Raw genomic sequence first — 23,262 nt, 5'->3', positions numbered from 1 at the left:
CTTCCGGGTCAGCCGCAGCAGCCGCCGCCGCAGCAACCCCCGCCGCCCCCGCCCCCGGCGGCGGGGGCCGGCTGGGCACCGGCCGCGCCGGTGACGGCCACGGTGGACAGCAGCTTCACGGTGTCCTCGTGGCCCTGGGGGCAGACGGCGGGGTCGTTGGCCTGGGCCATCGGACGGCGGAGCTCGAAGGTGGCGCCGCAGGAGCGGCAGCGGAAGTCGTAGCGAGGCATACCGGCAGCGTACCCAGCGGGGCGCCCGCCGGTCGCCCGGTCGAGGTGTTGGTGACAGTCGCCCGGCCGCGCGTCACCGGTGGCCGCCGAGGTCCCCGCGGATCAGTTCGATCACCCGGGCCGCCGTGTCCCGCACCGCCGCGAGCTCGGTCAGGAAGTGCCAGTAGTCGGGGTGCCGGCCGGCCGCCTCCAGCGCGGCCACCGCGCGGTCCAGCCGGGCCACCGCCTCGTCCAGCGGGGCGGCGTGCCGCGGGTCCGGCGCGCTGCGCCCGGCCATCGCCAGCCGCTGGGCGTCCCGGATCGCGAAGCGGGCGCGCTCGATCTCCCGGTTGGGGTCGTGCTGCACCTCGTTCAGCTGCCGCAGCCGGTCGTTCACCGCGGACACCGAGCCGTCGGCGGTCTCCAGCAGCGCGCGGACCGTCCCGATCGCGGCAGTGGCGTCCGCCCAGCGCTGCTCGTCCCGGGCCCGGGCGGCCTCGGCGAGCTTGCGCTCGGCGGCGCGCCCGGTCTCCGCGACCTGCTCCGAGACCCGCTGGAGGTCCTGCCAGCAGGCGGTGCTGAACCGACGGCGCAGCTCGCTCAGGGCGGGCTCGACCGTCTCGGCCTTGGTCTCCAGCGCCTGGATGCGGGTGCGCAGGCTCGCCACCCGCCGGTCGATCTCCCGCGCCCGCTCCGGCAGCTGCCCGGCGTCGGCGGCGATCGCCTCGGCGCGCTGCTTCACGTCGTCCGCGCGCCGCAGGGTGTCCGCGACCCCGTGCCGGGCCGGGCCCTCGTTCAGCCGGCCGAGCTCGGGCGCCAGCTCGGCCAGCCGGGCCGCCAGGTCGTCCGCCCGCAGGCCGGCGCCGCGTGCCTCGTCCAGCGCGGTGGTGGCCGCGAGCAGCGCGCGCTTGGCCTGCTCGACCGCCGGGGTGACCCGCATCAGCTGCTGCTCGGCGTGCTGGATGGTCGGCTGCAGGCGGCGCAGGAAGTCGTTCAGCTCCGCCCGGGCCGAGCCGAGCTGGCCCTTCACGTCCTCCAGGAGGCGCTTGGCCTGCGCGGCCGTGCCCGCGTCCAGGGTCTCGCTGTCCAGGTTGTGGGCATCGAGCGCGGCGAGGTAGTTCACGGTGACCTGCTCGACCCGGCCGGAGATCGCCGCCAGATCGGCCAGCGCGTGCTGCGCCGCCCGGCCCTCCTCGGCCGCGCGGACCGTCTCCACCGCGAGCTGCACCTCGCGCTGGGTCTCCTCCAGCTCGTAGAACGCCTCCTGGGCAGCCGCCCGGGCCTCCCGGGCCTGCGCCCGTCCGCCCTCACCGCCGCCGCGCCGGCCCCACCAGCCGGTGCTCCCGGCCGAGGCCAGCCCGACCGCCCCCAGCGCACCCGCCAGCACCACCGGCAACACCAGTGCGTCGGCCAGCGCACTCCCCGCCCGACGCCGCCCCCGCCCGCTCCCGCCGGCCACCGTCACTGCGCGCTCCCTGCTCCGAACCGCTGATCCGGCCCCATTCTCCCCGATCCCCCCACCGGCCCGTCACCCCCTCCCACCCCGTCCACCCCACCGCGCCCCGCCCCCTCACCCGCCGCCCCACCAGACACCCGTCCCCCACCACCCCCCGGGACCAGGTACCCTAGGCACTCGTCGTGCGCCCGCCGGGCCACGACGGGGGGCGCGTAGCTCAGTGGTAGAGCGCTGCTCTTACAAAGCAGATGTCGGCGGTTCGAAACCGTCCGCGCCCACCGACCCGAGGGCCGGTCCGGGAGGTGTACGCCTCCCGGACCGGCCCTTGATCGTTCCCGGTGTCCCGCCGATCCGCCGCACGCACCTGCTGGTCCCCGTCGGTCGTACTGGGCCCGGCCGCGGGCCGGGAACGGGCCGGTGGTAGGGAGGGGGGATGGTGACCAGGGCGTTCGATGCGGTGCTGTGCGATGTGGACGGGGTGATCCGGTTCTTCGACGGGGACCGGGTGGCGGCGTTGGAGCGGGCGGCGGGGCTGGAGGAGGGGAGTACGGCGGCGGTCGGGTTCGCGCCGGAGAACGATCTGCCGTTGCTGCTCGGGCGGATCGGGAAGGCGGAGTGGGTGGACTCGATCGCGCGGGGGCTGTCCGGCCGGGTGACGCGGGCGCGGGCGCGTGGGCTGGCGGAGGCGTTCGCGGACTCGCCGTTCCGGGCGGACGAGGTGGTGGTGGGCCTGCTGCGGCGGGTGCGGGAGCACTGCCGGGTGGTGCTGGTGACCAATGCGACGGTGTGGCTGGACGAGGACCTGGCGCTGCTGGGGCTGACGGACCTGGCGGACGGGGTGGTGAACAGCTCCCGGGTGGGCAGCGCCAAGCCGGACCGGCGGATCTACGAGATCGCCGTCGAGCGGGCGGGCGTGGCGCCGGGGCGGTGCCTGTTCGTGGACGACCGGCAGGAGAACGTGGACGCGGCGGTGGCGATGGGCATGACCGGGGTGCGCTACCGAGGGCCGGAGGACCTGCGGCGGGCCCTGGCGCCGGTGCTGGACAACGCGTGGTAGGGGAGCCGCCGTTGAGGCGGAGGGTCTGTCCGGGGATGTGACGGGTGCCGGGGGAGTCGGGGAAGTGGGTGGTGCGGGCGCCGCGCGATCCTGGCGGGCCTGTCGGACGAACCGCTGGACGGCGTGCGGGTGCGGGGGACGGGGTGGGGGGTGAGGATCGGGGGGACCGGGCGGACCCATGGGAGTGGTGGGCGGATGGCTGAGCAGGTCGGGGAGTCGCGGGCGGAGCTGTCCTCGCGCCTGAACTGGCTGCGGGCGGCCGTGCTGGGGGCCAATGACGGCGTGGTGTCGACGGCCGGTCTGGTGACCGGTGTGGCGGGGGCGGCGGGTTCGCGGACGGCGCTGCTCGCGGCCGGGGTGGCCGGGCTGTTGGCGGGGGCGATGTCGATGGCGGCCGGCGAGTACGTGTCGGTCAGCACCCAACGGGACACCGAGCGGGCCGCGTTGGCGCAGGAGCGGCGGGAGCTCGCGGAGGATCCGGCGGGGGAGCTCGACGAGCTGACCGACTACTACCGGGGGAGTGGGCTGGAGGACGGGCTGGCCCGGGAGGTGGCGACGGCGCTGACCGAGCGGGATGCGCTGGCCGCCCACGCGCAGACCGAACTCGGCATCGACCCGGACGTGTTGACCAACCCGTGGGAGGCGGCGCTGGCCAGTGCGGCGGCGTTCACGCTGGGCGCGCTGGTGCCGCTGCTGGCGGTGCTGCTGCCGCCGGAGTCGTGGCGGCTGCAGGTGACGGTGGCGGCGGTGGTGGTGGCGCTGACCCTGTCGGGCTGGGCGAGCGCCCGGCTGGGGGGTGCCGGCCCGGGTCGGGCGGTCCTGCGCAACGTCATGGGCGGGTTGTTGGCGATGGCGGTGACGTACAGCGGCGGTGTGCTGCTGGAGCAGGTCGCCGGGTGACCGTGTGTCCCCGGCCTGCCGACCGGGCGCGGGCGTGACCCGGGCACGCCGGGTGACGGCGCCGGGCGGCTCGACAGGCGAGCGGGTGCGGCCTGTGTTTGTGTGGCTGCAAACCGCTTGGGAGAGGTGAATCGCCGTGACCATGCCCCCGTTCGGATCGAACGATCCGTTCTCCGACCTGCTCAGCCGGTTCTTCGGGATGAGCCCGCTGGCCTCTCCGCCCGCCGTGCAGCGGGTGCCGATCGGGCGGCTGCTCAGCGAGTCCTCGCAGGAACTGCTGACGCTGGCCGCGCGGCGGGCCGCCGAGGACGGCTCCAGCGACCTCGACACCGCGCACCTGGCCTGGGCGGCCACCCGGGTGGAGCCCTCGCGCCGGATGCTGGAGCGGGCCGGCATCGACCCGGACCGGCTCTCCGGCGACCTGGAGCGCGCCCTGCCGTCCGGAAGCCCCGACGTGGTGGGCGGCCGGCCGGCGCTCACCCCCTCGGCCAAGCGCGCGCTGCTCGCCGCGCACGCCCGCTCGCAGGAGGTCGGCGCCTCGTACATCGGTCCCGAGCACATCCTCGGCGCGCTGCTCGACCAGGAGCGCTCGGGCGCCGGCGTGGCGCTGCGCAACGCCGCGCCCTCGCAGGAGGCGCTGAAGTCGGTGCTGGAGGGGCACGGCACCGGCGGTGAGCGCAGCAGCACGGGAGCCCACCCGAGCGAGACGCCGACGCTGGACGAGTACGGGCGCGACCTCACCGAGGAGGCGCGCTCGGGCCGACTGGACCCGGTGGTGGGGCGGGCCGAGGAGATCGAGCAGACCGTCGAGATCCTCTCCCGGCGGACCAAGAACAACCCGGTGCTGATCGGCGAGCCGGGTGTCGGCAAGACCGCGATCGTCGAGGGCCTGGCCCAGCGGATCGTCTCCGGGGACGTGCCCCGGAGCCTGCGGGAGAAGCGGGTGGTCACCCTCGACCTGACCGCGTTGGTGGCCGGCTCCAAGTACCGGGGCGAGTTCGAGGAACGGCTGAAGAACGTGATCGACGAGGTCACCGCGGCCGAGAAGAGCGTCATCCTGTTCCTGGACGAGCTGCACACCGTGGTCGGCGCGGGCAGCGGCGGCGAGGGCTCGATGGACGCCGGCAACATCCTCAAACCGGCGCTCGCGCGCGGCGAGTTGAGCGTGGTCGGCGCGACCACGCTGGACGAGTACCGCAAGCACGTGGAGAAGGACGCCGCACTGGAGCGCCGCTTCCAGCCGGTGCTGGTGCCCGAGCCGAGCGTCGAGGAGACGATCGAGATCCTCCAGGGGCTGCGCGACGCGTACGAGGCGCACCACCAGGTGCGGTTCACCGACGAGGCGTTGGACGCCGCCGCGACGCTCTCCGACCGGTACGTCAGTGACCGCTTCCTGCCCGACAAGGCGATCGACCTGCTGGACCAGGCCGGTGCGCGGGTCCGGCTGCGCAGTCTGAGCGGGTCCACCGAGGCGACCGGGGTGCAGGACCGGATCACCAAGCTGAAGCGGGAGTTGGAGGAGGCCGTCGCGGACGAGGAGTTCGTCCGGGCCGCCAACCTGAAGACGGAGCTGCGGCAGACCGAGGACGAGCTGGCGGCGATCACCGAGTCCCACGAGGGGGTCGTCGACGTGACGGCCGACGACATCGCGCAGGTGCTGTCCTCCCGGACCGGCATCCCGGTCGCGGAGCTGAACGCGACGGAGAAGGAGCGGCTGCTCAAGCTGGAGGAGCACCTGCACGAGAAGGTGATCGGCCAGGAGGAGGCGGTCACCGCCGTCGCCCAGGCGGTGCGCCGCGGCCGGGCCGGGATGGGCGACCCGGAGCGGCCGACCGGCTCCTTCCTCTTCCTCGGCCCGACCGGCGTCGGAAAGACCGAGCTGGCGAAGGCGCTGGCGGCGCTGCTGTTCGGCGACCCGGACCGGATGATCCGCTTCGACATGAGCGAGTTCCAGGAGAAGCACACCGTCTCCCGGCTGGTCGGCTCCCCGCCCGGGTACGTCGGCTACGAGGAGGCCGGGCAGCTGACCGAGGCGGTGCGCCGCAAGCCGTACAGCGTGCTGCTCTTCGACGAGGTGGAGAAGGCGCACCCGGACGTCTTCAACCTGCTGCTCCAGGTGTTGGACGACGGGCGGCTGACCGACTCCCAGGGGCGTACGGTCGACTTCCGCAACACCGTGGTGATCATGACCAGCAACATCGGTTCGCAGCGGATCCTCGACCGTGTCGGAAACGTGGATGCCCGGAGCGGAGCTCCTGATCAGACACTCAAGGACGACCTGATGCGCGACCTGCGGCAGCAGTTCCGTCCCGAGTTCCTCAACCGGATCGACGAGGTGATCGTCTTCCACGCGCTCACCCGGAAGGACCTGCTGTCGGTGGTGGACCTGCTGCTGGAGCGCAGCCGGCGGCGGCTGCGGGCCCAGGACGTCCGCTTGGAGGTCACCGAGGCGGCCAAGGAGTACCTGGTCAACCGGGGTTACCAACCGGAGTTCGGGGCCCGGCCGCTGCGCCGGACGATCCAGTCGGAGCTGGACAACCGGATCTCCAACCTGCTGCTGGACGGTTCGGTGCGGGAGGGGGACACCCTGATCGCGGACGTGAGCGACGGGGAGCTGGTGGTCACCCTGGCGCGGCCGGAGGCGTCGGCGACCTTCGCGGAGGCGGAGGCGGAGGCGGAGGCGGGGGCCGGCGCGGCCGCCGCGGAGGGCTGAGGACGACCGGCCGAGGGCGTACTTCCCATGGGCGTACTCCAGCGGGAGTACGCCTGAACGCCACTGGTGGAGGACGCGCGGGGACGGGGCGCGGGTCTAGCTTGTGGGCATGATGCCGCCCACGCCCCCGCCGACCGAGCCGCCCCAGGCACAGCGGCCGGCGGAACAGCCACCGGGGCAGCCGCCCCGGAAGCCACCGGAGCGGCCGCCCGAAGAGCCGCCCGAGGAGCCGCCCGAGCCGTGGCGCCCGCCGTGGGCGCGTGCGGCCGGGGCGGGGTACCCGCTCGGGGTCGCGGCGGCGGTCGCGGTGCTCCAGGTGGTCGGCTCGACCTTCGCCGCGCACGAACAGCGCGGGCGGGCCCCGCTGGACGCCTTCGGCTACCTGCTGCTGCTGATCGGGCCGGCCCTGCTGGTGCTGCGCCACCGCAGGCCGGTCGCGGTGGTGGTCGGCACTTCGGTGGTCACCGCCGGGTACCTGGCCGCCGGGTACCCGTACGGGCCGGTCTTCGTGAGCTGGCTGATCGCCTGCTGCGTGGCGATCGGCTCCGGGCACCGCCGGGCGGCCTGGGCCGGCGCCGGCGGCGTCTACCTGGTGCACCTGCTCGGCTCCTTCGCCCTGCCGGAGAGCTGGCAGCGTGCCGCCCCGCCGTCCGGCAGCGTCTGGCCGCAGGAACTCGGGCTGCTGGCCTGGCTGCTGCTGGTGATGGCGGGCGGCGAGCTGGTCCGGTTCCGACGCGAGCGGATCGCCGCCCACCGGGCCTACCGACAGCAGCTGGAGGAGCGCCGGGCCGACGACGAACGGCTCAAGATGGCCCGGGAGTTGCACGACATCCTGGCGCACAGCCTGTCGCTGATCAACATCCAGGCCGGGGTGGCGCTCGCGTTGCTCGACCGGCGGCCGGAGGAGGCCCGCAGCGCTCTGGTGACCATCAAGTCGACCAGCAAGGAGGCGCTCGGCGAGGTCCGCCAGGTGCTCGCCACGCTGCGTGGGCCCGGGGCGGCGCCACGCGGGCCGGCCCCGGGGCTGGACCGGCTGGACGAACTCACCGAGCAGGCGGACCGGGTGGGCCTGGAGGCGGAGGTGCAGGAGCGTGGGGAGCGGCGCGCGCTCTCCGCCACCGTCGACCTCACCGCCTTCCGGATCGCCCAGGAGGCGCTCACCAACGTGGTCCGGCACTCGGCGGCCCGGCAGGCGGTCGTGGTGCTGGACTGGACGGACCAGGCCGTGCTGGTGGTCCGGGTGGAGGACCCGGGGCCGGCGGTGCTCGGCGACGCGGGCGGATCCGGCAGCGGGCTGGTCGGGATGCGGGAACGCGCGGCGGCGTTCGGTGGCACCATCAGCGCGGGGCCGCTGCCCGACGGCGGCTTCCGGGTCCGGGCCGAGCTGCCGACACCGAAGGCGGAGAGCGATTGATTCGGGTACTGCTGGCGGATGACCAACTGCTGGTCAGGGCGGGCTTCCGGGCCCTGCTGGACCTCCAGGACGACGTCACGGTGGTCGGCGAGGCGGACGACGGGGAGGCCGCGCTGCGGCTCGCCCGCGAACTCGTGCCGGACGTCGTGCTGATGGACGTCCGGATGCCGCGGATGGACGGGCTGGAGGCGACCAGGAGGATCGCCGACGACCCTGCGCTGTCCTCCGTGCGGGTGGTCGTGCTGACCACCTTCGAACTGGACGAGTACGTCTTCGAGGCGCTGCGCTCCGGGGCGGCGGGCTTCCTGGTCAAGGACACCGAGCCGGCCGACCTGCTGCGGGCGATCCGGGTCGCCGTCGCGGGGGACGCGCTGCTCTCGCCGGGGGTCACCAGGCGGCTGATCGGCGAGTTCGCCGCCCGGTCGAAGGCGCCCGAGGCCGGGCCGCAGGGGCTGCCGGACATCTCGATGCTGACCGAGCGGGAGCGCGAGGTGCTGGCGCTGGTCGGCATGGGGCTGTCCAACGAGGAGATCGCCCGGCGGCTGGTGGTCAGCCCGCTGACGGCGAAGACGCACGTCAGCCGGGCGATGGTGAAGGTCGGCGCGCGGGACCGGGCGCAACTGGTGGTCCTGGCCTACGAATCGGGGCTGGTGAGGCCGGGGTGGCTGGGCTGAGCGGGGCATGGTCCGTGAGCGGGTCGCGGTCCGTGAGCGGGCCTGCTTCCGGCCCGGCGTGTCGCGGACGGTGCCTACTCTCCGGGGAGTATCCCAACTGCCGCCGCTGGTGGGACGCGTGATGAGACCTCTCGGAGGGACGCTCTAGGCACCTCGGGAACCACCCGAGGTCCTGGAGGCCCACCACCGAGGAGTTGAACCACCATGTACACCCAGCTGGCCGACTGGTACGGCCCCGGCCCGTGGATCCTGCTGATCCCTCTGGTCTGGATCGCCGTGGTGGTCCTGGTGATCGCGCTGTTGCGCCGCACGGTCTGGCGGCGGCGCGCCTGCGCGTTCGGAGCCGGGTTCGGAGCCAGAGCCGGGGCCGGGGTCGGAGCCGCGGCGGAGCATCCGCTGGCCGTCCTCGGCCGCCGCTACGCCGAGGGCGAGATCGATGCCGAGGAGTACCGCGCCAAGCGGGCTGTGCTCAGCGAGCCGTCCCAGGACGACGCTGGGGGAGGTGGCGCCAGGTGACCACCCCGGAGGTCGTGCGGGGCGCCGCGGGCGGTGCCGCCGACACCGTGAAGGGCCACGTCGTCGGCGGCGCCGACCTCGGCCGAGCCGGAGGCGAGGCGGCAGGAGGCGGCGGAACGAAGGCGGTGGCGGGGCGGCTCAGCCCGCGGCCTGCGGGAAGACCTCCCGCAGCAGCGGGTCCGGCAGGCCGCGCTTGCGCCACTCGCGCGGGTAGCCGAGCGAGACCTCCGTGAACGGGACGCCGTCGTAGGTGGTCCGGCGCGGGATGTGGAGGTGGCCGTAGATCATCGCCGCGGTGTTGAACCGGGTGTGCCAGTCTGCGGTCAGCTCGGTCCCGCACCACTGGGCGAACTCGGGGTACCAGAGGATCTCGGTGGGCTGCCGGACCAGCGGGTAGTGGTTGACGAAGACGAGCGGGACGTCCGGGTCACAGGCCGCCAGCCGCTTCTCGGTCAGCCGGATGCGCTCGCGGCACCAGGAGTCGCGGTCCGGGAACGGGTCCGGGTAGAGCATCCGCTCGTCCGCGCACACGATGCCGCTCTCGTAGGCGGCCGCCAGGGAGGCCTCCTTGGTGGTCGTGCCGGGAGCACGGAAGGTGTAGTCGTAGAGGAGGAAGAGCGGGACGATGCGGACCGGTCCGCCGGGGCCCTCCCAGAGCGGGTACGGGTCCTCGGGAGTCACCACGCCGAGCCGGCGGCACAGCTCCACCAGGTGTTCGTAGCGGGCCACCCCGCGCAGCTGGACCGGGTCCTCCGGGTGGGTCCACAGCTCGTGGTTGCCCGGGACCCACACCACGCGGGCGAAGCGTTCGGCGAGCAGGCCGAGGGCCCACTCGATGCTGGTGGTGAGCTCGGCGACGTCACCGGCGACGAGCAGCCAGTCGTCGGGGTGGGAGGGTTGGAGCTTCTCCACCAGGTCGCGGTTCTCCTGGTAGGAGATGTGCAGATCGCTCACGGCGAGCAGCCGTCCCCCCGTCGGGGTGGGCCGCGTCGCCTGTGCGTCGCTGCGGTTCTCCGTGGTCACTCCTGCCCCCTGAGGTCGTCCGGCCGGTGCGGCCGATGGGCCCACTCTATGTGGCGGGCCGGGGGATCGGGGCAGGTTGACGGGATCAGTCGTTCGAACCGTCGGCCCGGGGGGCGAGGTTCGCCCGGTGCCTCAGGGGCGGACGGTGGCGCGGAGACGGATCGGGAGGTGCGGGACGGAGGTGCGGGACGGAGGTGCGGAACAGAGGGGGAGACGGAGTCAGGAGCCGGGAGTGGAAGGGGAGTTGTATCTGGTTCAGGAGCCGATGTCGATGATCACCCCGTGGGAGGTGACGGCGGTGACGGCGAGGATCACCAGCGAGGTGATGCCGAGGGTCAGGCCGAGGAGGGCGCGGCCGCGTCGGCGGGTGCCGCGGAGCAGGGCCAGGGTGGCCAGGGTGATGGCGATCGGTCCGAGGACGATGTTGAACAGCAGTAGGCCGGGCAGGCCGAGGAGGAAGGAGGCGATGGCGAGGCCGTCGGCCTCGGCCGTGCCCTGACGGGTGGTCGCCTGGCTGTGGGGCTCCGGGCGGCTGGTGCTCCGAGGGCCGATCGCCTGGCGGTCGGTGATGATGCTCATGGTGGTGCGGGTCCTCTCTGGGCAGTGGCCACGGGGCGGTCCGCAGTGCGGCTGGGTCGGCGGTGCAGCTGGGTCGGTGGTGCGGCCGGGGCGGCGGTGCAACTGGGTCGGTGGTGCGGCCGGGTCAGCGGTGCCGGAGGCGGGCGATGCCCTCGCGTGCGCCGAAGGCGAGCAGCCAGGCGGTGATGGCGGCGGAGGCGGCGAGGAAGACCGGGAGCGAGGTGTGGGCGGCGGTGCCGATCAGGATGCCCATGGCGACGAGGGCGGAGAGCAGGATCACGGCTGGCTCCTTCGGCTGCGGCTGGGACTGCGCCGATTTCGGTTGACAACTGTTCACTGACTTCGTCCTCACTGTACGCCCGGCTGGCCAAGTTCAGCAAACGAATGTTTACTGAATGGCGTGAGTCACACCGTTGGGGCCAGGCAGGCCCAGAAGCAGCAGAGTCGGCGGGCATTGCTGGACGCCGGGCTGCACCTGTTGGCCGATCAGAACCTGGCGAGCCTGGGCGTCCGCGAGGTCACCCGGGAGGCCGGGCTCTCGCCGGCCGCCTTCTACCGGCACTTCCCGGATCTCGCCGCCCTCGGGGTGGCGCTGGTCGAGGAGTCGCTGGCCAGCCTGCACGTCATGATCCGCTCGGTGCTCGCCGAGTCCGGCGGTGCCGAGGAGCTGATCGACCGTGCGGTGGACGTGATCGAGCGGCACGTCCGCGAACACCGGGGGCACGTGCGCTTCCTGGTGCGCGAGCGGCACGGCGGAGTGCGGCAGGTGCGCGAGGCGATCGACGCCGAACTCGGCCGCTTCGCCGCCGAGGTGGGGGCCGCCCTGGCGCTGCAGCCGGAGTCGCGCGGGTGGAGCGAGCAGGACCTGCGGATGCTCGCCGAGCTGTACGTCGACCACATGGTCTCCACGGCCGCCGCCTTCCTGGAGGCACTGGAGACGGACCCGGCGCGGGAGCAGCGGATCGCCGCCACCGCACGTCTCCAGCTGCGCCTGATCAGCATCGGCCGGGAGCACTGGCCGGCGGGCTGAGCGCCTCCTTCGGGGAGTTGACGGACACTTCGTGTGATGGACGGGCTGGGTCTCGGGCCGTGGGTCGCGGGTCTCGGGCCGCGGGTCGAGGCGGGCTGGGCCTCGTGCCGGGTGGCGGCGGTAACCGGCCATTGAGGCTTGGGCGGTTCTTGGTGTTGCTTTGACTCTTGACAGTGAGTCATGTCCGCGACAGCTTTGGTGCACCCCCACCCGTGGACCCCCACAGCGAGAGGTCTCTCATGAAGAAGCCGCTCATAGGCACGGTCGCCACGTTCCTGGTCGCCGGGGCCACCGCCTTCGTCGGTGGCGTTCCGGCTCAGGCCGCCGCCCCTGCCGCCACGTCTGTCACGTCTGTCACGTCCGCTGACAAGTCCGTCGCCAAGCCCGTCGCCGCCGTCAACTTCGCCGGGACGGTCGCACTCAGCAACTGCTCCGGGTCGTTGGTGCGGATGCCCGGCTCGACCGCGAGCGACCCGGCCCTCGTGCTCTCCAACGGGCACTGTCTGGAGACCGGCATGCCCGGCCCGGGTCAGGTGGTCCTCAACCAGTCCTCCAGCCGCAGCTTCACCCTGCTCAACGCGAGCGGCAGCGGTGTCGCCACGCTGCGCGCGACCAAGATCGTGTACGGCGCGATGACCGACACCGACGTGTCGATCTACCAGCTGAACACCACCTACGCCTCGATCCAGTCCCGGTACGGGATAGCCCCGTTGACGATCGCGGCCACCCACCCCGTCCAGGGCACCTCGATCAAGGTCGTCTCCGGCTACTGGAAGAAGATCTACTCCTGCTCGGTCGACGGCTTCGCCTACCGGCTGAAGGAAGCCGACTGGACCTTCAAGGACTCGCTCCGCTACACCTCCACCTGCAACGTGATCGGAGGGACCTCCGGCTCGCCGGTGGTCGACGCCTCGACCAACCAGGTGGTCGCGGTGAACAACACGATCAACGAGAACGGCGAGACCTGCACCCTGGACAACCCCTGCGAGGTGGACCAGAACGGCGCGGTGACGGTCCGTCCGGGCATCGGCTACGCCCAGGAGACCTACGGGATACCGGCCTGCTTCGCTGCCGGCAACCGCTTCGACCTCACCCTCCCGGGCTGCACCCTGCCCCGCCCGTAGAGCACCAGGGCAACCCCGCTGACCAGCACTTTCCTCCCGATGGGCCATCCGCGAACGGCGGGTGGCCCATTCGGCCGTCCATCGGCCGACCGCCGTACCGCCTGCCGTACCGACCGCACCGAGCGCACCGACCGCTGTACCGCCTGCCACACCGACCGCCGTACCGATCGCACCACCTGCACCGCAGATATGGAGAGTTGATGACCACCACCGTGAGAAGACTGCTGGCCTCCGCCCTGCTGATACCGCTGCTCGCGGTCGGCGGCCTGGCGAGCCCGGCGTCCGCCGCCGACGGCCGGAGCGCCACCCAGGGCGACCAGGGCGACCAGGGCGCGCAGGGCGGCCAGGGTGACCAGAACGACCAGGGCAACGGCTCCCGCCACGGCCGGAGCCCCGCCGACGACCCGACCGCCGACATCAAGGACCGCCTGGCGGCGATCCCCGGGGTGACCGTCACCGAGGAGAAGCCGACCACCACCGGTCACCGCTACTTCATCGCCACCTACACCCAGCCGATCGACCACAACCGCCCCTGGCTGGGCACCTTCCAGCAGCGCTTCAGCCTGCTGCACCGCGGCTACGACCGCCCGACCGTCTTCTACACCAACGGCTACACCCTGGGCACCAACCCGTCCCGCACCGAGCCGACCCGGCTGGTGGACGGCAACCAGGTGTCCATCGAGTACCGGTTCTTCACCCCCTCCCGCCCGGACCCTGCGGACTGGTCCAAGGCCGGCATCCGTCAGGGCGCCGCGGACTCGCACCGGCTGGTGACCGCGCTCAAGCGGATCTACCAGGAGGAGTGGCTCTCCACCGGCGCCAGCAAGGGCGGCATGTCCTCGACCTACTACCGCCGCTTCTACCCGGACGACGTGGCCGGCACGATCGCCTACGTCGCGCCGAACAACACCAACGTCAACGACTACGAGGCGTACAGCGAGTTCTTCCGCACCGTCGGCACGCCCGAGTGCCGGGCCCGGCTGAACGCCGCCCAGCGCGAGCTGCTGGTGCGCCGCGACCGTCTGGAGGCCCGCTACGTCGCCGACAACAAGGCGGCCGGCTCCACCTTCAACACCCTCGGCACCCCGGACCGCGCGTACGAGGCCGGCGTGCTGGACGTGGTCTGGGCGTTCTGGCAGTACAGCCTGGAGTCCGACTGCGCCAAGGTCCCGGTGGCGGCCACCGCGACCGACGACGAGCTGTACGCCTGGTTCGACTCGCAGTCAGGCATCACCGGCAACAGCGACCAGTCGCTGGCGAAGTACACCGCGTACTACTACCAGGCCGCGACCGAGCTGGGCGCGCCGTTCTTCGACGTCTCGCACCTCAAGGGCGTGCTGCACTACGACTACAAGGAGCTCTACTCGGTCCGCAGCTACGTGCCGAAGGAGATCCCGACCGTCTTCAACCCGAACGCGATGCCCGACATCGACCGCTGGGTGAAGCGCGAGGGTGAGCGGATCATGTACGTCTACGGCGGCAACGACCCGTGGGGCGCCAAGCCGTTCCACCTCGGCCGGGGCAGCGAGGACAGCTACGTCTACACCGTGCCCGGTGGCAACCACGGTTCCAAGATCGGGCAGCTGCCCGCCGCGCAGTCGGCGGAGGCCACCGCCAAGGTGCTGGAGTGGGCGGGCCTGAGCGACCCGAACGCCGCCCGCTCGCTCGCCAAGTCGCCGGGGGCGGGTGCGGACTTCGGTCCGCTGGACGTCGAGGGCCAGCGGCTGGAGCAGGAGCGCCGCCCGCTGTAACGCCGACGCGCGCAGCAGGCGGTACCACCAGGCACGCAGTCGAGGAGGCCGCCCCGGGTTCCGGGGTGGCCTCCTCGCGTCGTTCGGGGAACGGCGGGCGCAGCCGAAGAAGCCGCGGACCAACCCCTCCCCGAAGCAGTGAATCAGTGCTTCAATGCTTCCATGGCCTACCGACGCACGCCCGCCGTACAAGCCCGCCTGGACGCCCAGCGCGAAGCGGTGCTCCAGGCAGCGGTCGGCCTGCTCGCCGAGCGTGGTTACGGCGGCTGCACGATGGCCGCCGTGGCGGACCGCGCCGGGATCGCCACCGGCAGCCTCTACCAGCACTTCAGCGGCAAGGCCGAGCTGTCGGTGCAGTTGTTCCGCCGGGTGGTCACGCGCGAGATCGACGCGGTCAACGCCGCCGTCGCGCTCCGCGACACCCCGCGGCAGCGGATCGCCGCCGTGGTCGAGACCTTCGCCGCCCGCGCCCTGCGCGCACCCCGGCTGGCGTACGCGCTGCTGGTCGAGCCGGCCGACGCCGTCGTGGACGAGGAGCGCCTGGTGTTCCGGCGGGCGTTCCGGGACGTGATCGCCACCGAGATCGCCGCCGCGGTGGCGAGCGGCGAACTGCCCGAGCAGGACCCGGTGCTGACCGCGGCCGCCCTGGTCGGCGCGGTCGGCGAGGCGCTGGCCGGCCCGCTCGCCGCCGCACCGGTCGGAACCGCCCGGCCCGGACCCGGCGAGTCCGGCAACGGCAGGCCCGAACCCGGCGAGCCCGGACGCAGCGCGCCTGGAAGCGGCGAGCCCGGACGCGGTGAGCCCGGACACGGCGACTCCGAACACAGCAAGAACACCACGGTGGTCCCCGCCCTGGTCTCCTTCACCCTGCGTGCCCTGGGAGGACGCGATGACAGCGACGCATGAGGTCACCAACCAGGTGCCCCTGCCGTACGGACACGACACCGCCGCCGACCCCACCCTGCTCGCCGCCCTCCAGCGGGCCGACGCCGGCTGGGCCGAGCCCGAGCTGCGCGAGCTGGGCCGGCTGGCCGGCTCCGAGCAGGCCGCCGAGTGGGGCCGGCTGGCGAACGAGAACCCGCCGGTGCTGCGCACCCACGACCGCTTCGGAAACCGCGTCGACGAGGTCGAGTTCCACCCGGCCTGGCACGAGCTGATGCGCACCGCCGTCTCGTACGGCCTGCACGCCGCGCCCTGGCGCGACGAGCGTCCCGGCGCGCACTCCGCCCGTGCCGCCAGGTTCTTCGTCTGGGGCCAGGTCGAGGCCGGCCACACCTGCCCGATCTCGATGACCTACGCCGCCGTCCCGGCGCTGCGCGCCAACCCCGCGTTGGCCGCCGAGCTGGAGCCGCTGCTGGCCGCGCGGGAGTACGACTTCGGGCTGCGCGAGCCGCGCACCAAGCGCGGGCTGATCGCCGGCATGTCGATGACCGAGAAGCAGGGCGGCTCGGACGTCCGCACCAACACCACCACCGCCGCTCCGCAGCCGGACGGCACCTACCGGCTCACCGGCCACAAGTGGTTCACATCGGCGCCGATGTCCGACCTCTTCCTGACGCTGGCCCAGGCGCCGGGCGGCCTCAGCTGCTTCGCGCTGCCGCGCGTCCTGCCGGACGGCAGCCGCAACCGCCTGCAGCTGATGCGCCTCAAGGACAAGCTCGGCAACAAGTCCAACGCTTCCGCCGAGTTGGAGTACGACGGCGCGGTCGGCTGGCTGGTCGGCGAGGAGGGGCGGGGCGTCCCGACCATCATCGAGATGGTCAACATGACCCGCCTGGACTGCACCATCGGCGCGGCCTCCGGCATGCGCTACGGCGCCACCCGGGCGGTCCACCACGCCCTGCACCGGCGGGCGTTCGGCAAGGCGCTGGTCGACCAGCCGCTGATGCGCAACGTGCTCGCCGACCTGGTGGTGGAGTCCGAGGCGGCCACGATCGTCGCCATGCGGCTCGCCCAGGCCACCGACCGCACCCTCGCCGGGGACGGGAACGAGGCGCTGGTCCGGCGGCTGGGCCTGGCCGTGGCCAAGTACTGGGTGTGCAAGCGCGGTCCGGCGCACTCCGCCGAGGCGCTGGAGTGCCTGGGCGGCAACGGCTATGTGGAGGAGTCCGGGATGCCCCGGCTCTACCGGGAGGCGCCGCTGGTGTCGATCTGGGAGGGCTCCGGCAACGTCGCCGCCCTGGACGCGCTGCGCGCCATGGCCAAGCGCCCCGAGAGCGTGGAGGCCTTCCTCGGCGAACTCGACGCCGCCGCGGGTGCGGACCGCCGGCTGGACGCGGCCGTCGCCGCGCTGCGCAAGGAGCTGACCGACCTGGGCGACCTGGAGTACCGCACCCGCCGACTGGTCGAGTCGATGGCACTGGCCTTCCAGGGCTCGCTGCTGGTCCGCTACGGCAGCCCGGCGGTGGCCGACGCGTTCTGCGCGAGCCGGCTGGGCGGCGACCACGGCGCGGCCTTCGGCACCCTGCCGGCCGGGGTCGACACCGGAGCGATCATCGACCGCGCCCTGCCGGTGCCCGCGTGAACGACCGAGCGGCGAACGGCCGAACAGTGAGCGACCGAGCGGCGCACGGCCGGGCGGTGAACGGCCGAGCAGTGAACGGCCACGAGGCGGACGGTCCGGAAACGGACGGCCAGGAGGCCGAGAAGGTCAGGGAGTTCTGGCAGACGCTCGGCCTGCCCGGGCTGATCGACGTGCACACCCACTTCATGCCGAAGAACGTTCTCGACAAGGTGTGGGCGTACTTCGACGCGGCCGGTCCGCTGGTGAACCGTCCCTGGCCGATCACCTACCGCGAGGCCGAGGAGCAACGGGTCCGGCGGCTGCGGGACTTCGGCGTCCGGGCGTTCACGTCCATGCTGTACCCGCACAAGCCCGGCATGGCCGGCTGGCTGAACGCCTGGGCCGCCGACTTCGCCGCCCGCACCCCGGACTGCCTGCACACCGCGACCTTCTTCCCCGAGCCCGAGGCGACCGGCTACGTGGCCCGGGCGATCGAGGACGGCGCCCGGGTGTTCAAGGCGCACCTCCAGGTCGGCGGCTACGACCCGGCGGACCCGCTGCTGGACGAGGTCTGGGGGCTGCTCGCCGAGACCGGCACCCCGGTGGTCACCCACTGCGGATCCGGGCCGGTGCCGGGCAGGTTCACCGGCCCGGGCCCGATCGGCGCGGTGCTGGAGCGGCACCCCGGCCTGGTCGTGGTGGTCGCCCACCTCGGGATGCCCGAGTACCGCGGCTTCCTCGACCTGGCCGAGCGCCACCCGGCCGTCCGGCTGGACACCACCATCGCGTTCACCGACTTCGCCGAGGCGGACGACCCGTTCCCGCGTGAGGAACTGCCGCGCCTGCGCGGGCTGGCGGACCGCGTCCTGCTCGGCAGCGACTTCCCCAACATCCCCTACCGGTACGTCCACCAGCTGGAGGCGCTGGCCGGGCTGGGGCTGGGGGAGGAATGGCTGCGGGCGGTCTGCCACGACAACGCGGCCGCCCTCTTCGGCATCAAGCCCGAAGGCTGATCACCGCACCACTGATCCGGCACGACCGATCCGGCACCACTGATCCGGCAGCACAGGCCGGCGCCACAGGTCCCGAACCACCGAACACCGCACCGCCGAACACCGCACCACCCATCACCGCACCACCCATCACCGCACCACCCATCACCGCACCGTCCGCAGCACCTCCAGCGCCCGAGCGTGCAGCCCGGGCGCGGCGGCGAGGAAGCCGTCGGAGCCGGCCGTCCAGGCCGACCCGGCGGCGTCCGTCACCGCCGCGCCCGCCTCGCGCGCGATCAGCGCGCCGGGCAACAGGTTGCCCGCGTCGAGGCCGTACTGCCAGAACAGCGCGAGGTGCCCCGAGCCGACCTGGGCCACCTGGAGCGCGGTCGGGCCGAGGTTGCGCACCGCCAGGACCGCTCCCGCCATCGCGGACAGCGACTCGCCCGCCCGGCGCAGCGCCACCGGGTCGGCGGCCACCCGCGGCGGCTGGCTGGTGGCGGCGACGGTGACGGCCAACTCCCGTTCCAGCGGCGCGATCGGCCGCCCGTCCAGCCGGGCCCCGCCGCCGAGCACCGCCCGGTAGGTGCGGCCGTCCTGCTCCGGGGCGTGCACCACGGCCAGTACCGCCGTGCCGTCCCGCACCAGGGTGGCGGTCACCGCCCAGTGCGGCTGCCCGAGCAGGTACTGCACCGCGCCGTCGGTCGCGTCGCACAGCCACCACTCGCCCTCCGCGGGCACCGTGCCGTCCAGTTCCTCGGGCACCCAGCCGGCCTGCGGACGCAGTGCCGTCAGCCGCTCCCGCAACGCTGCTGCGGCCGGGCCGTCCAGTTCGGCGAAGGCGGCCGCCGCCTCCTCGATGGTCCGCGCCGTGACCGGGTCGGCGGACCGGCGTGCCGCCAGCCCCGCCCCGACCTCGCGCACCGCGGCCTCCACACCGTCCGCCAGCGTCCACAGTTCCTTCGTCACGGCGACTCCTCCTCGATTCCTCACGTTCGATTCCTCACGCCGGGGCGGGGCTCCGGCCCGGCGTCCGCTCCGTCCGCTCCGGCCGGTCGGTCGGGACAAGGAGTACCGTCAGGCTGCCGATCAGGACGCGACTACTGCCGAGAGTGACGGGAATCCGACACCATGGACCTCTCCACCACCGATCCGGACAGCGTGCTGGACACCCTGGACCGCCGCCTCGTGTGCGCCCTCCAGGTGGACGGACGGGCCGAGCCCGGCCGGATCGCCGGGGTGCTGGGCGTCTCCGCCCGGACGGTCACCCGCCGGCTGGGCCGGATGCGGCAGGCCGGGGTGCTGCGGGTGGTCCGGTTGCCGGACGTCGAGGACGCCGCCGTGGGCGCGCTGCTGCTGCGGGTCCGGGTGCTGAGCGGCCGGGTGGACGCCATCGCCCAGGCCCTCGCCGACCGCTCCGACGTCCCGTTCGTCGACGTGATGCTCGGCGGCCACGAGGTGGGCGCCGTGATGCTCACCGACGCCGGCTCCCGCGACCGGCTGCTGTACGGGCAGTTGCCCGCGACCGGTGCCGTCACCGAGACCACCACCCACGCCGTGCTGCACGCCTTCGCCGATGCCGGGCAGTGGCGGGCCGGGTACCTCACCGACGAGGAGGCCGCCGCACTCGCCAGGCCCACCACTTCCCGCCCAGCCACTTCCCGCCTGGCCACTTCCCGCCCCGCCGCGCCCCCGCCGCTGGACGGCCTCGACCGCGCGCTGCTGGAGCGGCTGGGCGAGGACGCCCGGCAGTCCCACGCCGCGCTGGCCGGGGCCGTCGGCGCGCCCGAGTCCACGGTGCGCCGCCGACTGCATCGGCTGGACGAGGCCGGGCTGCTGCGCACCCACGCCACCGTGGACCCGCGGCTGCTCGGCATGGCCGTGGACGCCAACCTCTGGCTGGACGTGCCGCCCGGCCGGATCGCCGAGGTCGGTACGGCGCTGGCCCGGCACCCGCAGGTGCACGGGGTGTTCGCCACCAGCGGCCCGGCCAACCTGCTGGCCACGGTGTTCTGTCCGGACCACGGCGAGCTGTACCGCTTCCTCACCGACACCCTCGGCCCGCTCGGTGCCGCCCGGGCCGAGACCACCATCACCGCCCGCGCGGTGAAGCGGGCCGGCGTCCTGCTCCGGCAGCCGGCCCGGCGGCCGTAGCGGGCCGGTCGTCACCCGTGGGGGAGACGGGCCCTCAGCCCCCGGCCCGGTTCCCGGGCCCTGCCCCCGGCCCGCCGTTACCTGAGGGGTAATCGACGCCCGCCGCCCCACGGGGCAGGGTGGTGGCATCCGGTGCGGCCGCCACGGCCCCGGGATCCCACCCCCTGACAGGAGGCGATCCGCCATGTCCGCCCACGCGAACACCCTCACGCCCGCCCGACCCGGTTCCGCCTTCTCGCCGTGGACGGTGCGCGGTGCCCTCACCCTGGACGCCCTGGTCACCGGCGGCAACGGTCTCGCCTACCTGGCCTTCTCCGGCCCGCTCGGCGAACTGCTCGGGGCCGGCCGCACCACCCTGGTCGACCTCGGGCTCCTCCTCCTCGGCTACGCGCTCGCGGTCGGCGCGCTGGCCGCCCGTCGGCGGCCGCCGGTGCTCGGGGTGCGGGCCGTGATCGACCTCAACCTCGTCTGGGTGGTGCTCAGCCTGATCGCGATGGAGCTGTGGCTGGAGCCGACCACCGCCGGGTTCGTCTGGATCCCGGCACAGGCCGCGGCGGTGGGCCTGTTCGCCGTCCTCCAGTTCACCGCCCTGCGGCGCCAGGCCCAAGGCCAGGCCCAAGGCCAGACCCGGGGTCAGGCCGCGGGCCAGGGCTAACGGTCCGGCCCGATCGCGGCTTGCAGGAACCGCACCGTCTCCGCGTCGGCCGGCAGGAAGGTCTCCATGGCCAGCTCGGAGACGGTGACGTCCAGCGGGGTGTTGAAAGTGGCGATGGTGGAGAGGAAGGAGAGCACCTGCCCGTCGTGCCGGACCCGCATCGGCAGCGCGAACGGGAACCCGTCGGCTCCCCCCGGAGCGCCCGCAGCCGCGCCGCCGCCCGCCGCGCCGCCGCCCGCCGCGCCGCCGCCCGCCGCGCCGCCGCCCGCCCCGCCGCCGCCCGCGCCCGGGTCGTCCGCGGGGTCGCCGACCGGCTCGGGGTAGCCGCGGACCTCCTCGTACAGCCGGCGCAGCGGCTCGGCCCGCACCAGTTCCAGCTGCCGTTCCATCCGCTCCAGCAGGTGCTGCCGCCACTGCCGAAGGTTGAGGATGCGCGGTGCCAGCCCGTCCGGGTGGAGGGTGATCCGGATCGCGTTGAGCGGCGGCTCCAGCAGGTGCGGGGCGATGCCGTCCAGCAGCAGTCCGAGCGCGCGGTTGGCCGCCAGCACCCGGAAGGAGCCGTCGACCACCACCGCCGGGTACGGGTCGTGGGCGGCCAGCAGCCGTTCCAGCCCGCCGCGCAGCGCGGACATCGACGGGTCGTCCAGCGGCGTCTCGGGGTAGTGCGGGGCGTAGCCGGCCGCGAGCAGCAGGGTGTTGCGCTCGCGCACCGGCACGTCCAGGTGCTCGGCCAGCCGCAGCACCAGCTCCCGGCTCGGCCGGGAGCGGCCGTTCTCGACGAAGCTGAGGTGGCGGGCCGAGGAGTCGGCCCGCAGCGCCAGTTGCAGTTGGCTGAGCTGTCGTCGCTCCCGCCAGCCGCGCAGCAGCGGCCCGACTCCGGTTCCCGTCGGGCTGCCCATGCCCGCCATGATCGTCATGGCCCAGGACGGTACTCGAACGACCCCGGTCGGCGGGAGGGGGCGGTGGCGATCAGGGGCCGGGGAGCAGCGGCCCGAAAGCCGGGGAGTCAGGGAGCAGGGAGCAGGGGAGCGGCGGCTCAGACGCCGGTGCTCGACCCCGGGCGGATGACCATGATCACCACGACCACGGCCCACAGCAGGTTGAACACCCCGGCGGTCATCGGCAGCAGCTTCAGGCCGCTGACGGCCTTGCCGTGCTGCTCGTCCGACGGGTCCAGTTCGAGCGCGTCCACGGCGGCCTGCTGGCCGGGCAGCACGAAGAGCAGCAGTGCGAGCGCGGCGAGGCCGGTCAGCACCATCGAGACGATCACCCAGGACTGCCCGAGCACGTCCATCATCTGGGCCAGGCCGATGCCGAGCACCGGCACCGCGACCCCGAGCAACGCGTAGATCTGGGTGATCCGGTGCAGTACGCGCAGCACACCGGCGTCGGAGGCCCGGTCCGGTCCGCCGGCCAGCGCGGCCTTCGCCCGGCGGGGGAACATGCTGACGGCCACCGCGACCGGGCCTATGAACAGGACCGACACGAGGACGTGCAGGCTCAGCAGGAACTTGGCCATGGCGGGGCACCCTTTTGAATCCGGTGGGCAGCTGGTCGGCGGGCGCGCGTCCGGCGTGCCCACGACCAGGCACGCTAACACCGCTTATCCACGGGCCCACCGCGCGGGCCCGCCCCGGCCCCGCTCGAAGGCCCGCCCCTGCCCCGCTCCAAGGCCCACCCCCCGCCCCGCTCAGCTCGAAGCCGTGAGCTCCACGATCCGGGGCGGGGCGGTGCTGACGGCCGCGACGGCGGCGACGTGCTCCGGGTCGGCCCGGTCGGTCCAGTCGAGCAGGTGCAGGTCCTCGTACCGGCTGCGCAGCGGCGCGCCCGGCGGGACGGCCAGCGGCAAGGCGGAGAGGTCGACCCGGCCGAGGGTGTCCAGGGTGGCCCTGCCGATCTTGATCAGCGACTCCTTGCGCACCCAGAGCCGCAGGAACGCCTGCTCCGGCTGCGGGTCCGCCTCGACGAGGGCGAGCTCGGCCGGGGCGAGCACCCGGCGGGCGACCGAACTCAGCGAGCCGCCCCGGGTGGACAGCTCGACGTCCACCCCGACCGGCTGGAACCCGGCACCGGCCGCGACCACGCCCCGGGTGTGGGAGAGGCTCACGTGCACCCCGGGGTGGTCCGGCAGGTAGGGCTTGCCGTGGTCGGCGAGCCCGCAGTCCGGGCACTGCTGGGCGAGGACGAGGCCGGCCGTCGGCACGCCGAGCAGCCGGGCGGCGCAGAGCCGGACCAGCAGGTGCCCGGCGGTGAAGTCGATCCGCCCGGACTCGTGCCGGAAGCGCGCGGCGCGCTCCCGCTCCATGGCGGTCAGCAGGTGCTCGCCCGCCTCGGGGTGCCGCAGTACGGCGCCGGCGGACGCGACGGCGACGAGCGGTGTGCTCTCTTCCTGGGCCTCGGTGCTCATGCCTCCAACCTAAGGCTTCCCTCGAACTCGCGTCCGCCCGGGCGGGCGCTGCTCCGTACGGATGAATTTCGGACCCGATCTGAGGATCCGTAGGGTGAGAATGTC

General features: G+C 73.7%; 22 protein-coding genes, 1 tRNA gene and 1 pseudogene. 15 read left to right on the top strand and 9 right to left on the bottom strand.

What is annotated here, in order from left to right:
• Nucleotides 1-8: 8 nt before the first annotated feature.
• Entirely contained in the window at nt 9-230 is a 222-nt protein-coding gene (locus tag ACZ5OX_RS04320; RefSeq protein WP_392869684.1) for an FmdB family zinc ribbon protein, read from the bottom strand.
• A 73-nt stretch (nt 231-303) separates the two neighbouring features.
• Nucleotides 304-1,674, bottom strand: coding sequence for a hypothetical protein (locus ACZ5OX_RS04315; RefSeq protein WP_465628660.1), 1,371 nt, complete (start codon nt 1,672-1,674; stop codon nt 304-306).
• Nucleotides 1,675-1,871: 197 nt separating this feature from the next.
• On the opposite strand from ACZ5OX_RS04315, the gene ACZ5OX_RS04310 reads away from it, so the two are divergent.
• The 7 genes from ACZ5OX_RS04310 (at nt 1,872) to ACZ5OX_RS04280 (ending at nt 8,939) form a co-directional block, all read left to right on the top strand.
• A tRNA-Val gene (locus tag ACZ5OX_RS04310) sits at nt 1,872-1,943 on the top strand.
• A 155-nt stretch (nt 1,944-2,098) separates the two neighbouring features.
• Complete coding sequence (locus tag ACZ5OX_RS04305; protein WP_465628659.1) at nt 2,099-2,722, top strand: HAD family hydrolase; 624 nt, start codon at nt 2,099-2,101, stop codon at nt 2,720-2,722.
• 195 nt (nt 2,723-2,917) lie between these two features.
• A complete protein-coding gene (locus ACZ5OX_RS04300; protein WP_465628658.1) occupies nt 2,918-3,622 on the top strand; it encodes a VIT1/CCC1 transporter family protein in 705 nt (234 codons plus the stop codon).
• A gap of 142 nt (nt 3,623-3,764) precedes the next feature.
• Complete coding sequence (locus tag ACZ5OX_RS04295) at nt 3,765-6,335, top strand: ATP-dependent Clp protease ATP-binding subunit (RefSeq protein ID WP_465628892.1); 2,571 nt, start codon at nt 3,765-3,767, stop codon at nt 6,333-6,335.
• Between the two features lie 109 nt (nt 6,336-6,444).
• Entirely contained in the window at nt 6,445-7,749 is a 1,305-nt protein-coding gene (locus ACZ5OX_RS04290; RefSeq protein WP_465628657.1) for a sensor histidine kinase, read from the top strand.
• A complete protein-coding gene (locus tag ACZ5OX_RS04285) occupies nt 7,746-8,423 on the top strand; it encodes a response regulator (RefSeq protein WP_465628656.1) in 678 nt (225 codons plus the stop codon). Before ACZ5OX_RS04290 ends, ACZ5OX_RS04285 begins: the two co-directional genes overlap by 4 nt.
• A gap of 204 nt (nt 8,424-8,627) precedes the next feature.
• Nucleotides 8,628-8,939, top strand: a complete 312-nt coding sequence (locus tag ACZ5OX_RS04280; protein ID WP_465628655.1) for an SHOCT domain-containing protein — start codon at nt 8,628-8,630, stop codon at nt 8,937-8,939.
• 144 nt (nt 8,940-9,083) lie between these two features.
• On the opposite strand, the pseudogene ACZ5OX_RS04275 reads toward ACZ5OX_RS04280, so the two are convergent.
• The 3 genes and pseudogenes from ACZ5OX_RS04275 to ACZ5OX_RS04265 form a co-directional block, all read right to left on the bottom strand.
• Nucleotides 9,084-9,962, bottom strand: a pseudogene (locus ACZ5OX_RS04275) (metallophosphoesterase family protein); the annotation flags it as partial.
• A gap of 255 nt (nt 9,963-10,217) precedes the next feature.
• Nucleotides 10,218-10,541 carry a DUF4190 domain-containing protein gene (locus tag ACZ5OX_RS04270; protein ID WP_465628654.1) on the bottom strand — a complete coding sequence of 108 codons (324 nt, stop codon included), beginning with the start codon at nt 10,539-10,541 and terminating at the stop codon, nt 10,218-10,220.
• Nucleotides 10,542-10,665: 124 nt separating this feature from the next.
• Entirely contained in the window at nt 10,666-10,821 is a 156-nt protein-coding gene (locus ACZ5OX_RS04265; RefSeq protein WP_402412358.1) for a hypothetical protein, read from the bottom strand.
• A gap of 120 nt (nt 10,822-10,941) precedes the next feature.
• On the opposite strand from ACZ5OX_RS04265, the gene ACZ5OX_RS04260 reads away from it, so the two are divergent.
• The 6 genes from ACZ5OX_RS04260 to ACZ5OX_RS04235 all read left to right on the top strand — a co-directional run bounded on the left by ACZ5OX_RS04260 (nt 10,942) and on the right by ACZ5OX_RS04235 (nt 17,962).
• Nucleotides 10,942-11,571, top strand: a complete 630-nt coding sequence (locus ACZ5OX_RS04260; protein WP_465628653.1) for a TetR family transcriptional regulator — start codon at nt 10,942-10,944, stop codon at nt 11,569-11,571.
• A gap of 239 nt (nt 11,572-11,810) precedes the next feature.
• A complete protein-coding gene (locus ACZ5OX_RS04255) occupies nt 11,811-12,695 on the top strand; it encodes a S1 family peptidase (protein ID WP_465628652.1) in 885 nt (294 codons plus the stop codon).
• A gap of 200 nt (nt 12,696-12,895) precedes the next feature.
• Complete coding sequence (locus ACZ5OX_RS04250) at nt 12,896-14,446, top strand: S28 family serine protease (RefSeq protein WP_465628651.1); 1,551 nt, start codon at nt 12,896-12,898, stop codon at nt 14,444-14,446.
• A gap of 162 nt (nt 14,447-14,608) precedes the next feature.
• Nucleotides 14,609-15,352, top strand: a complete 744-nt coding sequence (locus ACZ5OX_RS04245) for a TetR/AcrR family transcriptional regulator (protein WP_465628650.1) — start codon at nt 14,609-14,611, stop codon at nt 15,350-15,352.
• The gene (locus ACZ5OX_RS04240) at nt 15,336-16,970 is read left to right on the top strand and encodes an acyl-CoA dehydrogenase family protein (protein ID WP_465628649.1); all 1,635 of its coding nucleotides are present in this window, start codon (nt 15,336-15,338) and stop codon (nt 16,968-16,970) included. The genes ACZ5OX_RS04245 and ACZ5OX_RS04240 overlap by 17 nt, the downstream gene beginning before the upstream one ends.
• A 56-nt stretch (nt 16,971-17,026) precedes the next feature.
• Entirely contained in the window at nt 17,027-17,962 is a 936-nt protein-coding gene (locus tag ACZ5OX_RS04235) for an amidohydrolase family protein (RefSeq protein ID WP_465628648.1), read from the top strand.
• Nucleotides 17,963-18,106: 144 nt separating this feature from the next.
• On the opposite strand, the gene ACZ5OX_RS04230 is transcribed toward ACZ5OX_RS04235, so the two are convergent.
• Nucleotides 18,107-18,910: an inositol monophosphatase family protein gene (locus ACZ5OX_RS04230; RefSeq protein WP_465628647.1), complete on the bottom strand. Its 804-nt coding sequence runs from the start codon at nt 18,908-18,910 to the stop codon at nt 18,107-18,109.
• 162 nt (nt 18,911-19,072) lie between these two features.
• Between ACZ5OX_RS04230 and ACZ5OX_RS04225 the strand changes: the two genes are divergently transcribed.
• Together ACZ5OX_RS04225 and ACZ5OX_RS04220 are read left to right on the top strand one after the other, a co-directional pair.
• Nucleotides 19,073-20,095 carry an Lrp/AsnC family transcriptional regulator gene (locus tag ACZ5OX_RS04225; protein WP_465628646.1) on the top strand — a complete coding sequence of 341 codons (1,023 nt, stop codon included), beginning with the start codon at nt 19,073-19,075 and terminating at the stop codon, nt 20,093-20,095.
• A gap of 184 nt (nt 20,096-20,279) precedes the next feature.
• On the top strand, nt 20,280-20,750 hold the full coding sequence (locus ACZ5OX_RS04220) for a hypothetical protein (protein WP_465628645.1): 471 nt from the start codon (nt 20,280-20,282) through the stop codon (nt 20,748-20,750).
• On the opposite strand, the gene ACZ5OX_RS04215 is transcribed toward ACZ5OX_RS04220, so the two are convergent.
• The 3 genes from ACZ5OX_RS04215 to ACZ5OX_RS04205 form a co-directional block, all read right to left on the bottom strand.
• On the bottom strand, nt 20,747-21,667 hold the full coding sequence (locus ACZ5OX_RS04215; protein ID WP_465628644.1) for a helix-turn-helix domain-containing protein: 921 nt from the start codon (nt 21,665-21,667) through the stop codon (nt 20,747-20,749). The genes ACZ5OX_RS04220 and ACZ5OX_RS04215 overlap by 4 nt on opposite strands.
• 119 nt (nt 21,668-21,786) lie before the next feature.
• On the bottom strand, nt 21,787-22,269 hold the full coding sequence (locus ACZ5OX_RS04210) for a hypothetical protein (RefSeq protein WP_465628643.1): 483 nt from the start codon (nt 22,267-22,269) through the stop codon (nt 21,787-21,789).
• Nucleotides 22,270-22,440: 171 nt separating this feature from the next.
• Nucleotides 22,441-23,157, bottom strand: a complete 717-nt coding sequence (locus ACZ5OX_RS04205; protein WP_465628642.1) for a 4'-phosphopantetheinyl transferase family protein — start codon at nt 23,155-23,157, stop codon at nt 22,441-22,443.
• Between the last annotated feature and the right edge of the window lie 105 nt (nt 23,158-23,262).

The sequence above is a fragment of the Kitasatospora sp. NPDC032121 genome (assembly GCF_055580145.1).
Note: the sequence above shows the minus strand (reverse complement) of the source record. Positions and strands in the feature narration are given on the sequence as shown.

Bases quoted from the DNA above. Each gene is read 5' to 3' on its own strand.
- ACZ5OX_RS04220 (WP_465628645.1), top strand. From the start codon at position 20,280: ATGTCCGCCCACGCGAACACCCTCACGCCCGCCCGACCCGGTTCCGCC.
- ACZ5OX_RS04215 (WP_465628644.1), bottom strand. From the start codon at position 21,667: ATGACGATCATGGCGGGCATGGGCAGCCCGACGGGAACCGGAGTCGGG.
- ACZ5OX_RS04240 (WP_465628649.1), top strand. From the start codon at position 15,336: ATGACAGCGACGCATGAGGTCACCAACCAGGTGCCCCTGCCGTACGGA.
- ACZ5OX_RS04255 (WP_465628652.1), top strand. From the start codon at position 11,811: ATGAAGAAGCCGCTCATAGGCACGGTCGCCACGTTCCTGGTCGCCGGG.
- ACZ5OX_RS04320 (WP_392869684.1), bottom strand. From the start codon at position 230: ATGCCTCGCTACGACTTCCGCTGCCGCTCCTGCGGCGCCACCTTCGAG.
- ACZ5OX_RS04270 (WP_465628654.1), bottom strand. From the start codon at position 10,541: ATGAGCATCATCACCGACCGCCAGGCGATCGGCCCTCGGAGCACCAGC.
- ACZ5OX_RS04280 (WP_465628655.1), top strand. From the start codon at position 8,628: ATGTACACCCAGCTGGCCGACTGGTACGGCCCCGGCCCGTGGATCCTG.
- ACZ5OX_RS04205 (WP_465628642.1), bottom strand. From the start codon at position 23,157: ATGAGCACCGAGGCCCAGGAAGAGAGCACACCGCTCGTCGCCGTCGCG.
- ACZ5OX_RS04210 (WP_465628643.1), bottom strand. From the start codon at position 22,269: ATGGCCAAGTTCCTGCTGAGCCTGCACGTCCTCGTGTCGGTCCTGTTC.
- ACZ5OX_RS04295 (WP_465628892.1), top strand. From the start codon at position 3,765: ATGCCCCCGTTCGGATCGAACGATCCGTTCTCCGACCTGCTCAGCCGG.
- ACZ5OX_RS04300 (WP_465628658.1), top strand. From the start codon at position 2,918: ATGGCTGAGCAGGTCGGGGAGTCGCGGGCGGAGCTGTCCTCGCGCCTG.
- ACZ5OX_RS04225 (WP_465628646.1), top strand. From the start codon at position 19,073: ATGGACCTCTCCACCACCGATCCGGACAGCGTGCTGGACACCCTGGAC.
- ACZ5OX_RS04250 (WP_465628651.1), top strand. From the start codon at position 12,896: ATGACCACCACCGTGAGAAGACTGCTGGCCTCCGCCCTGCTGATACCG.
- ACZ5OX_RS04305 (WP_465628659.1), top strand. From the start codon at position 2,099: ATGGTGACCAGGGCGTTCGATGCGGTGCTGTGCGATGTGGACGGGGTG.
- ACZ5OX_RS04245 (WP_465628650.1), top strand. From the start codon at position 14,609: ATGGCCTACCGACGCACGCCCGCCGTACAAGCCCGCCTGGACGCCCAG.
- ACZ5OX_RS04290 (WP_465628657.1), top strand. From the start codon at position 6,445: ATGATGCCGCCCACGCCCCCGCCGACCGAGCCGCCCCAGGCACAGCGG.